We start from the raw sequence: 14,985 nt of genomic DNA, 5'->3' as shown, positions 1-14,985 counted from the left end.
CGGGCCTGGTCCCCGGCGGGTCATGCCGTCGGGTGCACGCCCGGGCGGTACTTGGGGATCCGTACGGTCACCTTCATCCCCGCCCCGATCCCGGTCTCGATGACCAGGCCGTACTCCGGTCCGTACACCTGCCGCAGCCGCTCGTCCACATTGCCGAGGCCCACGCCGGAGCCGGCCGGGCGGTCACCGCGCAGGATCGCGCGCAGCACCTCCGGGTCCATGCCGATCCCGTCGTCCTCGACGACGACCACCGCCTCCGCGCCCGCGTCGCGCGCCGCGATCGTCACCCGGCAGCCCTCGGCGGAGTCCTCCATACCGTGCTTGACCGCGTTCTCCACCAGCGGTTGCAGACAGAGGAAGGGCAGCGCGACCGGCAGCACCTCGGGCGCGATCTGGAGCGTCACCTTGAGCCGGTCGCCGAACCGCGCCCCGGCCAGCGCCAAGTACTGCTCGATGGCCCGCAGTTCGTCGGCGAGCTGGGCGAACTCGCCGTGCCGCCGGAAGGAGTAGCGGGTGAAGTCGGCGAACTCCAGGAGGAGTTCCCGGGCCTGCTCGGGGTCCGTACGGACGAACGAGGCGATGGCGGCGAGGGAGTTGAAGATGAAGTGCGGGGATATCTGCGCCCGCAGGGCCCTGATCTCGGCCTCGACGATCCGGGTGCGGGAGCGGTCCAGCTCGGCCAGTTCGAGCTGGACGGAGACCCAGCGGGCCAGTTCCGTCGCGGCCCGCACCAGGACCGCCGACTCCCTCGAACCGTACGCGACGAGCGCGCCGAGCACCCCGTCCTCGCCGGTGAGCGGGGCCACCACGGCCCAGCGCAGCGGGCAGTCGACGTCACGGCAGCCGGCGTGGGCGGACCGGCCTCGGCCCGAGGCGAGGGTCCCGGCGACCAGTTCCGTCACCGCGCCGCGGTGGTGTCCGCCGCCGGGCCCGTCCCAGGCCAGCACGGCACCGTCGCGGTCGGTCAGACACAGGGCCTCGGTGCCGAGCAGCGAGCGCAGCGGGCCCGCCGCGCGGCCCGCGGTCTCCTCGGTGAGCCCGGCACGCAGTGGGGGCGCGGCAAGCGAGGCGGTGTGCAGGGTGTGGAAGGTGGCGCGCTCGACGGGGGTGCCGAGGTCGAGTTCGGCGGCCCGGGGGCCCCGGCGGACGGTGATCCGGCCGAGGACGAAACCGGCGGCCAGCAGCACGGCGCCGACCGCGCCGGCGGCGGCCAGGGCGATGCCGTTCACCGCCCGCTCCCGTTGGAATGAACCTCTTCGGAAGGAACCTCGTCGGAAAGCACCTCTCGGGAAGGAACCCCTTCGGGAAGCGTCCCGCCGGAACGGGCCGTGCGAAGCAGGGAGTTGAGGAGCCGGGACTTGCTGATCCCGGACTCGCGTCCAGCGCCCCGCTCGCGTCCGGAGTACGCGCGCGGGTGCGGTTCGGGCCGGCCGTCCACTTCCTCCGGCAGATGCAGCCGGGCCAGGATGCGGGAGGTGCCCGCCGGGACCCGGCCCGGGGTGGCCAGTGACACCAGGATCATGCTGAGGAATCCGAGCGGCACCGACCACACGGCGGGCCAGGCCATCAGGGTGTGCGGCCATCCGCCGGGCGCCAGCCCGGCGCGGGTCGCCATCACCGCCGCGAGCGCGCAGCCGCCGCCGAGCAGCAGCCCCGCGACGGCACCCGGCGGGGTGAGCCGGCGCCACCAGATGCCGAGCACGAGCAGCGGGCAGAAGGAGGAGGCGGAGACGGCGAAGGCGAGCCCGACCGCGTCGGCGACCGGAACGTGCGAGGCGACGAGACCGGCGCCCAGCGGGACGGCGGTGGCCAGCAGGGTGGCCAGCCGGAAGTGCCGGACCCCGCGCGCGGGCAGCACGTCCTGGGTGAGCACCCCGGCCACCGACATCGTCAGCCCGGAGGCCGTCGACAGGAACGCCGCGCAAGCGCCGCCCGCGAGCAGCGCGCCGAGCAGATCGCCGAGGACCCCGCCGAGCATCCGCCGCGGCAGCACGAGGACGGCGGCGTCGGAGGCGCCGGTCAGGGCGAGTTCGGGGGCGTAGATCCGGCCGAGCGCTCCGTAGAGCGGCGGCAGCAGGTAGAAGACGCCGACGAGCCCGAGGACGACGAGGGTGGTACGGCGGGCGGCCCGGCCGTTCGGGCTGGTGTAGAAGCGGACGGCGACATGCGGCAGCCCCATGGCGCCGAGGAAGGTGGCGAGGATCAGTCCGTACGTGGCGTACAGCCGGTGCCCCGCGCCGCTTCCGGTGAACGCCCCGGACAGGTCGAGCGGGTCGAGCGGCGACTCGTCCCCGCCGGTCGCACCGGCCCCGCCGGACCCGCCGCCGACGCCGTCCCCGCCGTCCCCGTCCGGCACCCGCTCGGGTACCGGGGACCCGGCCGGGAAGGCGAGTTCGGTGCCGCGCTCCACGAGATGGCCGCCCCGGCCGAGGGCGAGGGTCCGCCCGTCGTACGTCTCCCCGTCGACGCTTCCGGTGACGGTGAGCGTGACGGGCGCGTCGACCCGGACGCGGACGGTCTCGGCGACCTTCACGGAGGTGTGGTCGCGCAGTACGGCGGGGGCGTCGAACCGGGCCTGCGGGGTGCCGTCGCCGCACCAGGCGGCGAGCAGGAAGAACGCCGGAACGAGCAGCGCGGCCAGCTTCAGTCCGTACTGGAACGCCTGCACGAAGGTGATGCTGCGCATCCCGCCGGCGGCGACGATCCCGGTGACGACCAGCGCGACGACGAGACCGCCGACCCAGTCGGGCGCACCAGTGAGGATCTCCAGGGTGAGGCCCGCGCCCTGGAGTTGGGGCAGCAGATACAGCCAGCCGATGCCGACGACGAAGAGGCTGGCGACCCGGCGGACCAGCGGGGATTCGAGCCGTGCCTCGGCGAAGTCGGAGAGCGTGTACGCGCCGGAGCGGCGCAGCGGTGCCGCCACCAGCAGGAGGAGCACCAGATATCCGGCGGTGTAGCCGACGGGATACCAGAGCATGCTCGGGCCCTGGACGAGGACGAGCCCGGCGATGCCAAGGAAGGAGGCCGCGGAGAGGTATTCGCCGCTGATGGCGGCGGCGTTGAGCCGAGGGCCGACGGTACGGGAGGCCACGTAGAAGTCGGAGGTGGTACGGGAGATGCGCAGGCCGAGCGCGCCGATGAGGACGGTGGCGAGGACGACGCCGACGACGGCGGCGACCGCGTAGCTGTGGTTCATGCGCGGGCGGTCACCGCTCGACGAGTCCGGTGAAGTCGCGTTCGTTGCGCTCGGCGCGGCGGACGTACCAGCGGGCGATGGCCCACACCACCGGATGGACGCCGACGCCGAGGGTCAGCCACACGGCGGCCTCGGGCACGGGCAGGGCCAGCAGCAGCGGCAGGGAGCCGACGAGCAGCGCCAGCGCGCCGAGGCCGGTGAGGGCGGCGCGCAGCTGGCTGCGCATCAGGGAGCGCACATAGGTGTGACCGAGGGTGGTCTGCTCGCTGATCTCGGAACGGGCGGGCGGATGCTGCGGCCGGGGGCGGGGCCGGGGCTGGGGTTGAGGTTGTACGGGTCCGGCGCCGACGGCCGAGGCGTAGGTGACGGTCTCGCGGCGGGGCCGGCGCGGGACGTGGTGCTCGGACATCGGCGTCCGCTCCCTCACGGTCGGGTGGGCCCGTGGAGTCTACGCAGCGGCAGGCCGGGGCGGTAGGCATGGCAACGAGGAGGGTGCCGACGGGACTTGGGACGGGCAGCCGCAGGGCCCGCCGGGTCTAACCCGGGCCGGCGGATCCGGCCGGGTGAGCCAGGTCGGCGGCTCCGGGCGGGGCATCCGGGCCGGGCCGTCCAGAGCCGCGCCTCCGGGCCGGCGCACCAACGTCAGCCGGCGGGGCGGCGCATGAGCAGGTCCCGCAGTTCGCGGGCGTGGCGGCGGGAGACGGCGAGTTCGGCGGCGCCGACCCGGACGGAGGTCGCGCCGCTGTCGACCCGGAGTTCGTCGATCCGGCCGAGGGCGACGAGGTGGCTGCGGTGGATCCGTACGAACCCCCGGGCCGCCCAGCGCTCCTCCAGCGTGGACAGCGGGATGCGAACGAGGTGGCTGCCCTGGTCGGTGTGAAGTCGGGCGTAGTCGCCCTGGGCCTCCACGTACGCGATGTCGTCGACGGGCACGAAGCGGGTGACACCGCCGAGTTCGACGGGAATCTGCTCCGGGGTCCGGTCCGGCCGCGCGGCCCCGGCGGTCGCTGTGGGCACGGTGGGCGCGGTGGACCGGCCCGCGGCCTGGACGAGGTCGTGGACCCGGCGGATGGCCTCCGCCAGGCGTTCGCGCCGTACCGGCTTGAGGACGTAGTCGACCGCTTCCAGGTCGAATGCCTGGACGGCGAAGCCCTCGTGGGCGGTGACGAACACGATCAGCGGGGGCCGGACGGAGCCGCCGAGCAGCCGGGCCAGGTCGAGTCCGCCGAGACCGGGCATGTGGATGTCGAGAAACACGACATCCACGACGTCCACGGCAGCCGCCTCATCGCCGCCGCCCGGACCACCGTCCGGCCCTGCGCCCACCGCCCGGCCGATCCGGCGCAGCGCCTCGGCGGCGTCACTCGCGCCCTCGGCGGAGCGCACACGCGGGTCGGCCCGCAGCAGATACAGGAGTTCCCCGAGGGCCGGCGCCTCGTCGTCGACGGCCAGTACGCGCAGCATGCGCGGGATTCTATGCCGACCCGACAACGGCGCACGGGCGCGAAGGGGCGAAGGAACGGCAGGGCGAAGGGGCAGTGGGGCGGGGCTACTTCAGGAGCCGGGACATCCGGCGGTCGGTGAGCGGGCGGCCGCCGGTCTGGCAGGTGGGGCAGTACTGGAGCGAGGAGTCGCTGAAGGACACCTCGCGGATGGTGTCGCCGCAGACCGGGCAGGGCTCGCCGGTGCGGCCGTGCACACGCAGGCCGCTCTTCTTCTCGGCCTTGAGCCGGCCGGCGGCGAGACCGTGCGAGCGGGCGACGGCGTCGGTGAGCGTGGTGCGCATCGCCGTGTACAGGACTTCGGTCTCCTCCGCCGTGAGGCCGCCGGCCGGTTTGTACGGGGACATCCTGGCCGCGTGCAGGATCTCGTCGCTGTAGGCGTTGCCGATGCCGGCGATCAGGCTCTGGTCGCGCAGGGCACCCTTGATCCGGCGCCGTTCCCCGGCGAGCAGGGCGGTGAAGGCGGCGAGGTCGAAGTCCTCGGCGAGCGGATCGGGGCCGAGCCGGGCGATGCCGGGGACGTCGGCGGGGTCGCGCACCACGTACACCGCGAGGCGTTTGGTGGTGCCCGCCTCGGTGAGGTCGAAGCCGTCACCGCCGGTGAGCGCGACCCGCAGGGCGAGCGGCCCCTTGCCCGGCCGGGGCGGACCGGAGGGCAGTACGTCCTTCCACTGGAGCCAGCCCGCCCGGGCGAGATGGGTGACCAGGTGCAGCGGGCCCGCCGCGCCGTCGGTGCCGAGGTCCAGGAACTTGCCGTGCCGGGCGACGGCGGTGACGCGCGCGCCGTCCAGGATGTCCGGGGGCGGGTCGTACGTCTTGAGCACGCTGATCGCGACGGGCAGCACGCGGGCGATCTCCTTGCCCACGAGACGGCCGTCGAGGAACTCGCGCAGGGCTTCGACCTCGGGCAGCTCGGGCATGTCCCTACCCTGCCGCAACGGGCCCGGCCACGCCTGCCGGGCGACGGAGCCGGCTCAGTCCTCGGGGCGCCGGCCGGGGTCGACGGCCCGGGCGGCCTGCCCACCCTCGCCGGCCTCCTCGCCCTCGCCGCCCTCGTCGCCCCCATCGCCCGTGGCCGGTCGGGCCGCCCCCTCCGTCTCCGCGAGGTCGTCGAGATCGGCCGGGTCGAGGAACGCGGCCATCGCGGCCTCGGCGGCCTCGGCCGAGGTGGCCGACTCCCCGGCCGCCCCGGGTGGTCCGTTCCCCTCACTCCCCCCGGGCTCCCCGTCCCCGTCCCCCGGCTCCCCCGTATCTCCCGGCTCCGCCCCGCCCTCCGCCCGGGTGGCGAACTCGCACCACACACTCTTGCCGTTGCCGCGCGGCTCCACTCCCCACTGGTCGGAGATCTGCTCCACGAGCAGCAGGCCCCGGCCCGAGACCCCCGAATCACCGGCTTCGCGCCGGCGCGGCAGCACGCTGGAGCCGTCCTCGACCTCGACGCGCAGCCGCCGCTCGGAGCCGGGCAGCATCCGGAGGGTCACGATGGCCCCGCCGTCGGTGTGCATGAGGGCGTTCGTCACCAGTTCGTCGGCGACCAGCTCGATCTCGTCCGAGCGGCCCTCGGCGCCCCAGGCCCGTACGGCCGCGCGGATCATGTGCCGCGAGGAGCGCAGCGCCTCCGGGTCGTCCTGCCCGACGTGCTGCTGGAGCCGGCCCGCGGAGCCGGACTCGCGGCTGATGTCGCGGCGCAGCAGGAGGATCGCCACATCGTCGTCGCCGCCGCGTTCGTCGACGACGTCACAGAGCTGGTCGGCGAGTTCGTCGAGCTCCCGGGGACCTCGCTTGACCAGGGAGGACAGCCATTGGAGTCCTTCGTCGAGGTCGGATCCCGGCTTCTCGACGAGTCCGTCGGTATAGAGCAGCAGCGTCTCGCCGGGGTCGAGTTCGACGGTGGTGACGGGGTAGTCGAGGTGGTCGAACTCGGCGGACAGGCCGAGCGGCAGACCGCCCTCGACGGGCAGCCGGCGCGGTGTGCCGGTGGGGTCCTGGACGAGCGGGTCGACATGCCCCGCGCGGACGATCTGCACGAGCCCGGTGGCCGGGTCGGCCTCAGCGTACGTACAGGTGGCGAAGCGGTCGGTGTCGAGTTCGTGGAGGAAGACGGAGGCGCGGGCCATCACCGTGGCGGGGGTGTGCCCCTCGGCGGCGTACGCGCGCAGCACGATCCGCAGTTGCCCCATCACGGCCGCGGCCTGGGTGTCGTGCCCCTGTACATCGCCGATGACCGCGCCGACCCGGTCGCCGGGCAGCTGGACGACGTCGTACCAGTCGCCGCCGATGTCCCGGCCGAGCCGGGCCGCGCGGTAGCGGACCGCTATCTGCGCGCCGGGAATCTCGGGGATACGGCGGGGCAGCATCGCCTGCTGGAGCCCCTCGGCCAGGTCGTGCTCCTGCTCGTAGAGCATGGCCCGCTGGAGGCTCTGGGCGATGGAGCTGCCCAGGGCGACGAGCAGATTGCGCTCGTCGGCGCTGAAGCCGGTCCGGTCGCGGTAGAGCAGGCCGAGGGCGCCGATGGGGCGGGCCTGGGCGATCAGCGGGAGATAGGCGGCGGAGGAGATGCCGAGGTCGGAGACGTGCGGCCACAGGACCGGATACTCGGCGGCGAACTCCTCGGCGGTGTCGATGAAACGGGGCCGCAGGGTACGGATGACCTCGCCCATCGGGTACGGCTCGTCCACCCGGGTGTAGCGGGTGCCGGGGACGAAGGTCCCGGTGGGCCCCTCGGCCACCAGGTGGATGCGGCCGCCCTCCATCAGGCCCATGACGAGGCTGGCGGCACCGAAGTACTCCAGGCCCTGGGCGTCGCCGAGCATGTCGGTGATGTCCTGGATGGTCCGGGCGTGGGCGAGGGCGGCGGTGGTGGCCTCGACGACGCTGGTGCGATCGCGGCGGCCCTCGTCGAGGCCGAGCCGGGTGGCGGACTCGGAGAGCTCCTCGGAGGCGTCGCGGACGACGCCGAGGATCCTGACCGGCCGGCCGGTCGCGTCCCGGCGGACCAGGCCCTGGGTGTGGGTCCAGCGCTGTGTGCCGGACCGGTCGCGGAGCCGGAAGTAGGCGCCGTAGCGGTCGTTGCCCTCCTTGAGGGCCTGGGCGACCAGGGCGTCGAGACGGCGGGCCTCGTCGGCGAGGACCCGCACGCCGAGCGACTCGGGGACGCCGTCGTACTCGCCGGGGGCCATGTCGAAGACGGCGAGCGCGGTGTCGTCCATCTCCAGACGGCCGGTGACCAGGTCCCAGTCGAAACTGCCCATCCGGAACTCCCGGCCCAGCTCCTGGAAGAAGCAGTCGGCCGGTTCGGACGATCCCGTCGCGCGGCGGCACCAGCCGGCCGCCGCGGCATCGCCGCCCCCGCTGCCCGCACTCATGGGGCCACGCTAAGCACAGCGCGGCGGGAGCGCACGGCGGGAAGCCGAGGGGCCGCGCCAGGGGCCTGAACAGGCGGTACGCCGCCCGGCCCGGCGGGCCCCCGCACCCGCGCCCGTACCGCCACTCTTGGGGCTCACCCGTGATCGGGGGCGGGGGCGGGGGCGGACGCGGGGTCGGATCCGGGCTCGGATCCGATCTCGGGCTGCCACACCGTGTCGCCGCCGGGGGACGTGCTGTCGGGGGACGTCGGACCGTCGGGCGCGCCCGGGCCGTCCGGGAGGCCGGGCCCGCCGGGGGCGACACGTACATCCGGGCTGTCCATCCCGCCGGGTGCCGCGCCGTCCGGCAGCGCGGGACCGTCGGGTACGCCGGGTACGCCGGGTACGCCGGGCAGGCCGGATCCGGCTCCGGGCCCTGCCTCCGCACCCTCCGCGCCCGGTCCGTCGGGCATCGGGACGTCCGGCATCGGGACGTCGGACGCGGCCCCGCCGGATGTCCCGGGCCCCTCCGGAGCGGGCGGAGGCCCGGGGACGGAGGAACCGGTGGACCCGGTGGGCCCGGTCGGGCCGGTGGACCCCGCCCCGGCCGTGGAATCGGCGGGGTCCGCCGGGGACACCGGCGGACCTCCCGAGTCCGGCGGGGGCGCGGGCGGCGCGTCGAGAAGGTCGCAGCCGGCCGGGTCGCACGAGGGGGGCGTGTCCGGGCTGCGGTCCGCCTCGCCGCCGCTGCCGGTGGGCCGTTCGATCCAGGTGTTGCCGGCGCTGTCCGCCAGGATCAGGCTGCGTACGACGGCGCTGGTCGGGGTGATCGCGACGACCCGGTCGGGGCGGTAGCCCGGCCACGGCCGGCCCTTGTGCGGGACACCGGGCGCGGGGGCCGGGGAGCGCAGCGGGTTTCCGCCGGCGCAGCGGACGCGCGGGGTCGCGTACTCGTCCACGAGGACGGCGGTGCCCGTCTGGAGGACGGACTGGAAGGGCGTGGCGCGGCCGTCCTTGAGGCCGTGACTGGTGACCCGGGCGTCGGCGCGCAGCAGGACGGGGGTGAGGCCGCGCAGCCAGTCGGCGAGGCGGGCCTCGGGGATCCCGGCGGCCTCGGCGAAGGCACGGGCCCGGACGGGTTCGCCGGTGAGCTGGGCGACCTGTTGTTCGATGTTGCAGCTGGCGGTGGAGCGGGTGCCGCCGTAGAGGCCGGGAGTGGCGCCGGTGAGCGCGCGGCCGGCCGGGGCAGCGGTGCCGGTGGCGCCGCCGGGCGCCGATCCGGCGGGGCCCGCCGCGGGGGCGCCGTCCGATGGGGCGGGGGCGCCTTCCTGCACGGTGGACGGGCCGAACGGCGTGGGCCCCTGGGCGTCGGCCGGTTCGAGCAGCACCTCGCGGGCGACGGTGGCGGCATTCCGTTGGACGCCGGGCCCGACCTCGGTGTTCCGGGAACAGCCCGTGATCAGCAGGGCGGGGGCCAGCGCGGCGACCGCCCAGATCCCGGTGCGCACGGCCGCCCGGCCGCCGGGCGCGCCACCGGACCCCGTACCAGCGGGTCCGAAGGCCGATCCCATGGCCGGCAACACGGCCGGTCCGCCGGGCACGGTGTCGAGCGGAGGACCGTCCGGGACGCGGGGCCGGCCGGGCCGGGTGCCGGACGGCGGCGTGCCGGGGCGTGAGAGCCGTCGTCTGGATGCGTCGCGCACTGGGTCTCCCGCTGGTTCGGCCCGGATCGTTCCCTCCTGTCTGCCGCAGCGCCGGGGTGGCCGCAATCCGGGTACGGCCATCCGCCGCGGGGCCCCCGTGCGCCCGGGTCCCTCGACGCCCCCTCGACGCTCCGGGCGGGGGCCGGCCGGCGGGTCCGCCGGGGCGTCCGGCCCGGGCGGCGGGGTTACGCTCCTTGTGTACTCATCCGCACGCTCCGAGGAGGCGGCCATGAGTCAGTACGACGAGTACACCAGCCCCTCGCAGGCCGAGGGCGAACGCCTCGACGAGGACATGGACGCGGCGCAGAAGCGCGAGCGGCACCCGATGCCGACCCGTGCCACCCCGTCGCAGGCGGAGGGCGAGCGGACCGCGAACGACGGCACCGACGCCGCCGCCGAAGCGAAGCACCCCGGCGGAGGCACCACGGGCACGCGCTGACCGGCCCGGCCCCGGCCCTGACCGGATCGTGAACCGGATCCCGTACCGGACCTCGGCCCGGACCTCGAACCGGAACTTGAACCGGAACTTGAACCGGAACTTGAACCGATGCAGTGGTTCACCGCACCCGACTACTGGCTGAGCCGGATCGTCTTCCAGCGCGGGCTCGCCGCGCTGTACGTGGTCGCCTTCGTGTCGGCGGCCCTCCAGTTCCGCGCGCTCATCGGCGAGCGCGGCATGCTGCCCGTACCCGCGTTCGTACGCCGGGTCCCGGCCCGCCGCGCGCCGAGCCTCTTCCAGTGGCGCTACTCCGACCGGCTGTTCGCGGGCGTCGCCTGGGGCGGCGCCGGGCTCGCCCTCGCGCTGGTGGCGGGCGCCGGGGACGCGGTGCCGCTGCCCGTGTCGATGCTGCTGTGGCTGCTGCTGTGGGCGCTGTATCTGTCGATCGTGAACGTGGGGCAGACCTGGTACTCCTTCGGCTGGGAGTCCCTGCTCCTCGAGACGGGTTTCCTCGCCGTCCTGCTCGGCAACGCCGACACCGGGCCGCCGGTGCTCGTGCTGTTCCTGCTGCGCTGGCTGCTGTTCCGGGTGGAGTTCGGCGCCGGGCTGATCAAGATCCGCGGCGATCCGTGCTGGCGGAACCTGACCTGTCTCTACCACCATCACGAGACCCAGCCGATGCCCGGCCCGCTGAGCTGGTTCTTCCACCGGCTGCCGAAGCCGCTGCACAAGGCCGAGTGCGCCGCCAACCATGTCGTCCAGCTCGGCGTTCCGGTGCTGCTGTTCGCGCCGCAGCCGGTGGCGACGATCGCGGCGGGCCTGATGGTGGCGACCCAGCTGTGGCTGGTGCTCTCGGGCAACTTCGCCTGGCTGAACTGGCTCACCATCCTGCTCGGGCTGTCCGCGATGGACGGCTCGCCGCTGCCCGGCGGGCAGGATCACCCGCGGCCCGGCGCGCCGCTCTGGTACGTGGTCGTGGTGTGCGCGGCCACAGCGCTGATCCTCGTCCAGAGCCGCCACCCGGTGCGCAATCTGCTCTCGCGGCGGCAGGCGATGAACCGCTCGTTCGATCCGCTGCACCTGGTCAACACGTACGGCGCGTTCGGCAGTGTCAGCCGGGTCCGGGACGAGATCGTGATCGAGGGCACCGACGATCCGGCGCCGGGTCCGGACACGGTGTGGCGGGAGTACGGCTTCCGCGGCAAACCGGGCGATCCGCGGCGGCTGCCGCGCCAGTTCGCCCCGTACCATCTGCGGCTCGACTGGCTGATGTGGTTCGCGGCGCTCTCCCCCGGTTACGCCGAAGACTGGTTCGGGCCGTTCGTGGAGCGCCTGCTCGCCGGGGACCGGGACACCCTGCGGCTGCTGCGCCACAACCCGTTCCCGAACGCGCCGCCGGCCCGGGTGCGGGCGCTGCTCTACCGCTATCGGTTCACCACCTGGCGCGAGTTGCGGGAGACGGGGGCGTGGTGGCACCGCACGCTGGTGCGGGAGTACCTGCCGCCGGTACGGCTGCGCGAGCCGGCCGACCGTACCCCGTGACCGGCGCCGACGTCGGCGCCGACGCCGCCCGGGCCCCGCCTGTCGCCACGTACCTCCCCGAAGCCTCCGAAGGCTCTCCGAAGCCGCCCGGACCTGTCGGGGCACCCCTGGAATCCCGCCCCCGGACGCACCGGTGCCCCCGGCCGGGAGAAGTGGCCGGGGGCACGCGGCGAAGCGCTGCTTGCGGTTCGGTTCAGTCGATGCCGGGCAGGATGTGGGGCTCCGCGAGGTCGTCCTCGTATCCGGCGAGCCGGATCGGGGCCGAGCGGGCCCAGACTTCGAGGTTGCCCAGCTCTCCGGGCCGACGGCGGGTCGGCTCGATCGTGCCGATCGGGGCGATCGGCTCAGCGGGGCGCTGCTTCTCCTGCGTGGTCGATTCCGGTGTCACCGCGCACTCCTTCGTGTCGCGTATCAGGGGGACAGGGGCCGTCCGGTCGCGGTGGCGCCGTTCTGGGGGCGGGACCGCGGCCATTCGGTGACAGGCCAGCCCCCGGCCGGGATGGGGAGGTTCGGTGAAACCTCTGTCGCCCGGCCGTGTACACCAGATTAACCAAATGAGCGCGCCTGCGCTCTATGGGGCACGAAATTGTGACGCGTTCGAGTGAACTCGACTCAATATCCGTACCCCGCCCCTGTCACCCGTTTACCACTTGCCCGGCGCGTAGTCCTTCAGGAAGACGCCGTACACGTCCTCGCCGTGCTCGCCGAGCACGATCGGGTCGTAGACCCGGGCCGCGCCGTCGACCAGGTCGAGCGGGGCGTGGAAACCCTCCTCCGCGAGCCGCAGCTTGTCGAAGTGCGGGCGCTCGTCGGTGATCCAGCCGGTGTCGACCGAGGTCATGAGGATGCCGTCGGCGTCGAACATCTCCTGGGCGCTGGTCCGCGTCACCATGTTCATGGCGGCCTTGGCGGCGTTGGTGTTCGGGTGCCCGGCGCCCTTGTAGCCGCGGCCGAAGACGCCCTCCATGGCGGAGACGTTGACGACGTACGCGCGCTTGCTCGAGGCCAGCGCCGCGGCCCGGGCCATCGCCGGGCGCAGCTTGCTGATCAGGATGAAGGGCGAGGTGTAGTTGCAGAGCTGGGTCTCCAGCAGCTCCACCGGGGAGATCTGCTCGATGGTCTGGACCCAGGTGTTGCTCTCGACGACGTCCGGCACCAGGCCGCCCGCGTCGATGGCGGTGCCGTCGAGGTGCCGGGCGACGCTGGCGTTGCCGGCGACCAGGGCGAGGTCGGCGACCTTCTGGGCGTCGAGCCCGCTGACGCCGACGGGCAGCGCGGCGAGGCCGTCGACCGCGCCGGAGTTGAAGGCGCCGATGACGTGGTGGGCGGGCAGCTCGCCGGCCGGCAGCGGGGCGGTCTCGCCCTCGACGAGCGCGGCGTACGCGGAGGGCAGCCGGCGCACGGTCTGCGTCGCGTTGTTCACCAGGATGTCCAGCGGGCCGGCCTCGGAGACCTGGTCGGCGAGGGCGACGGCCTGGGCCGGGTCGCGCAGGTCGATGCCGACGACCTCCAGGCGGTGCAGCCAGTCCGCGGAGTCCTCCATCGCCTTGAAGCGGCGGATGGCGTCCTTGGGGAAGCGGGTGGTGACGGTGGTGTGGGCGCCGTCGCGCAGCAGCCGCAGCGCGATGTACATGCCGATCTTGGCCCGGCCGCCGGTGAGCAGCGCGCGCTTGCCGGTGAGGTCGGCGCGGGCGTCGCGCTTGGCCCGGTTCAGGCCGGCGCACTCCGGGCAGAGCTGGTGGTAGAAGTAGTCGACCTCGACGTACCGCGTCTTGCAGGTGTAGCAGGAGCGGGGGCGCTGGAGTATGCCCGCGATCCGGCCGGCCTCGGTGACCGAGGAGGGCAGGATGCCCTCGGTCTCGTCGTCGATGCGCTGCGCGGAGCCGGTGGCGGTGGCCTCGGTGACGGCCTTGTCGTGGGCGGTCTTGGCGGCCCGGCGCTCCTGGCGGCGGCGCTGCTTCACGGTCCGGTAGACGCCGGCGGTGGCCCGGCGGACGGCGACCGCGTCGGGGTGGTCGACCTCCAGCTCGTCCAGCTCGTCGAGCACCGCCAGGCAGACGGCCAGGCGCTCGGGGTCGATGCCCGGCCCGTACTCCTGGATTTCTTCAGTCACCGTCATGGCCTTGGCCGTCCTCGATCGCTCGTGCCGTCGTCGCTCGTCGCCGCTGGTCACCGCCCACCGTCACCGGTGGTCACCGGTAAGTCGCTGGTCGACGGCGCGTTTCAGGGCCTCGAAGAGGCAACTTTACGGAGCCGGGGGCCGCCGCTCCAAACCCGTACGGGGTGGGTGGTCGAACACACAGTCGCCGCACAGCCCTCCGGCCGGACAGCGGTAGTAGAGGCAGCAGGTGGTACGGCGCAGGGCGGGGCCGCGGACGGTGCCGGCCAGGTCGGGGTGGTCGAGCAGGCCCTGGACGAGCGTGACCGCGCGGGCGGCGGCCTCGGGGCGGTGGTGGGCGCGGGCCCAGCGCACGAGTTCGCGCAGCGCGCCGGCGAGCGCGGAGCCCGCGTTGCCCCACAGCAGCCTCGGGGAGATCCGGCCGTCCCGGACGAAGGCCGCGTGCAGCGGGACGAGGTGGGCCTCGTGGACGGCGGCGCGCAGCGCGTCGACGGTGGCGGGGCGGGTGGCCGTGCCGGACCACCACAGGTCGTCGGGCGCGCCGAGGGTGCCGTCCCAGTGGAGGGTGGCGGGCGTGAGGTCGGGGAAGCGGCCATGCAGGGCGGCCGGGCCGAGGGTGGTGGACCAGAGCCGGGCGGCGAGGCCCAGATGGGCCGCCGAGGCGGCGACGCGGCGCTCGCGCGCGCCGAGCCCGGTGGCGACCCGGTCGACACGGACGGTGAGCGGGGAGTCGTCGCGGCCCGCGTACAGCTCGGCGAGCGGGCGGTGCCCGCCTCGGCGAGCGGCGTCGGCACCGGCGCCGGTGGGGCATGTGCCGGTGGCGCCTGTGCCGATGATACCCGTGCCGGTGGGGCCGGGCCCTGGCGGCGGGGCGGTGCGCAGCACGAAGAAGCCGCCCACCCGCGCGGCGCTCACGTCGCCGCCGTCGCGGGCGTGGGAGCGGCCGGGCCGGTTGTCGTCGCTGCCGTCGGGTTCCGTCTGGGGGTCCACCGGTGCATCCTGCCATCGGTCGCGGCCCGGGCGGTCCGGAGCGGGAAATTTCGGGGTCTTCGACCGGGGGTGTCCGCTTCGGAGTGGCGGCGGGCCGGGTCCCGTGCTTCCGGCCGTCACCTGCGCGGGCTACGCCGCGAGGTGTAC

At 74.5% G+C, this 14,985-nt stretch carries 12 protein-coding genes; 2 read left to right on the top strand and 10 right to left on the bottom strand.

The window, feature by feature from the left end:
- Window positions 1–20 precede the first annotated feature (20 nt).
- From ABZ990_RS00480 to ABZ990_RS00450, 7 genes are all read right to left on the bottom strand, one after another.
- Entirely contained in the window at window positions 21–1,229 is a 1,209-nt protein-coding gene (locus ABZ990_RS00480) for a histidine kinase (RefSeq protein ID WP_361222927.1), read from the bottom strand.
- A complete protein-coding gene (locus ABZ990_RS00475) occupies window positions 1,226–3,199 on the bottom strand; it encodes a cation acetate symporter (protein WP_361222924.1) in 1,974 nt (657 codons plus the stop codon). Before ABZ990_RS00475 ends, ABZ990_RS00480 begins: the two co-directional genes overlap by 4 nt.
- A 10-nt stretch (window positions 3,200–3,209) precedes the next feature.
- Complete coding sequence (locus ABZ990_RS00470) at window positions 3,210–3,608, bottom strand: hypothetical protein (protein ID WP_361222921.1); 399 nt, start codon at window positions 3,606–3,608, stop codon at window positions 3,210–3,212.
- 233 nt (window positions 3,609–3,841) lie between these two features.
- A complete protein-coding gene (locus ABZ990_RS00465; protein ID WP_361222919.1) occupies window positions 3,842–4,663 on the bottom strand; it encodes a LytTR family DNA-binding domain-containing protein in 822 nt (273 codons plus the stop codon).
- A gap of 85 nt (window positions 4,664–4,748) precedes the next feature.
- Window positions 4,749–5,621: a DNA-formamidopyrimidine glycosylase family protein gene (locus ABZ990_RS00460; protein WP_361222916.1), complete on the bottom strand. Its 873-nt coding sequence runs from the start codon at window positions 5,619–5,621 to the stop codon at window positions 4,749–4,751.
- Window positions 5,622–5,675: 54 nt separating this feature from the next.
- Entirely contained in the window at window positions 5,676–7,952 is a 2,277-nt protein-coding gene (locus ABZ990_RS00455) for a SpoIIE family protein phosphatase (RefSeq protein WP_361223669.1), read from the bottom strand.
- 248 nt (window positions 7,953–8,200) lie between these two features.
- The gene (locus ABZ990_RS00450; RefSeq protein ID WP_361222913.1) at window positions 8,201–9,616 is read right to left on the bottom strand and encodes a DUF6777 domain-containing protein; all 1,416 of its coding nucleotides are present in this window, start codon (window positions 9,614–9,616) and stop codon (window positions 8,201–8,203) included.
- Between the two features lie 361 nt (window positions 9,617–9,977).
- Here ABZ990_RS00450 and ABZ990_RS00445 point away from each other — a divergent pair, with 361 nt between their 5' ends.
- Window positions 9,978–10,187: a hypothetical protein gene (locus tag ABZ990_RS00445; protein ID WP_361222910.1), complete on the top strand. Its 210-nt coding sequence runs from the start codon at window positions 9,978–9,980 to the stop codon at window positions 10,185–10,187.
- A 108-nt stretch (window positions 10,188–10,295) separates the two neighbouring features.
- Window positions 10,296–11,729, top strand: coding sequence for a lipase maturation factor family protein (locus ABZ990_RS00440; RefSeq protein WP_361222907.1), 1,434 nt, complete (start codon window positions 10,296–10,298; stop codon window positions 11,727–11,729).
- Window positions 11,730–11,922: 193 nt separating this feature from the next.
- On the opposite strand, the gene ABZ990_RS00435 is transcribed toward ABZ990_RS00440, so the two are convergent.
- From ABZ990_RS00435 to ABZ990_RS00425, 3 genes are all read right to left on the bottom strand, one after another.
- Complete coding sequence (locus ABZ990_RS00435; RefSeq protein ID WP_361223710.1) at window positions 11,923–12,117, bottom strand: hypothetical protein; 195 nt, start codon at window positions 12,115–12,117, stop codon at window positions 11,923–11,925.
- Window positions 12,118–12,372: 255 nt separating this feature from the next.
- Entirely contained in the window at window positions 12,373–13,848 is a 1,476-nt protein-coding gene (locus ABZ990_RS00430) for an SDR family NAD(P)-dependent oxidoreductase (RefSeq protein WP_361222904.1), read from the bottom strand.
- A gap of 126 nt (window positions 13,849–13,974) precedes the next feature.
- Window positions 13,975–14,682: a (2Fe-2S)-binding protein gene (locus ABZ990_RS00425; RefSeq protein WP_361223666.1), complete on the bottom strand. Its 708-nt coding sequence runs from the start codon at window positions 14,680–14,682 to the stop codon at window positions 13,975–13,977.
- Window positions 14,683–14,985 lie beyond the last annotated feature (303 nt).

It is taken from the genome of Streptomyces sp. NPDC046203, assembly GCF_040646255.1.
GTDB lineage: Bacteria > Actinomycetota > Actinomycetes > Streptomycetales > Streptomycetaceae > Streptomyces.
Note: the sequence above shows the minus strand (reverse complement) of the source record. Positions and strands in the feature narration are given on the sequence as shown.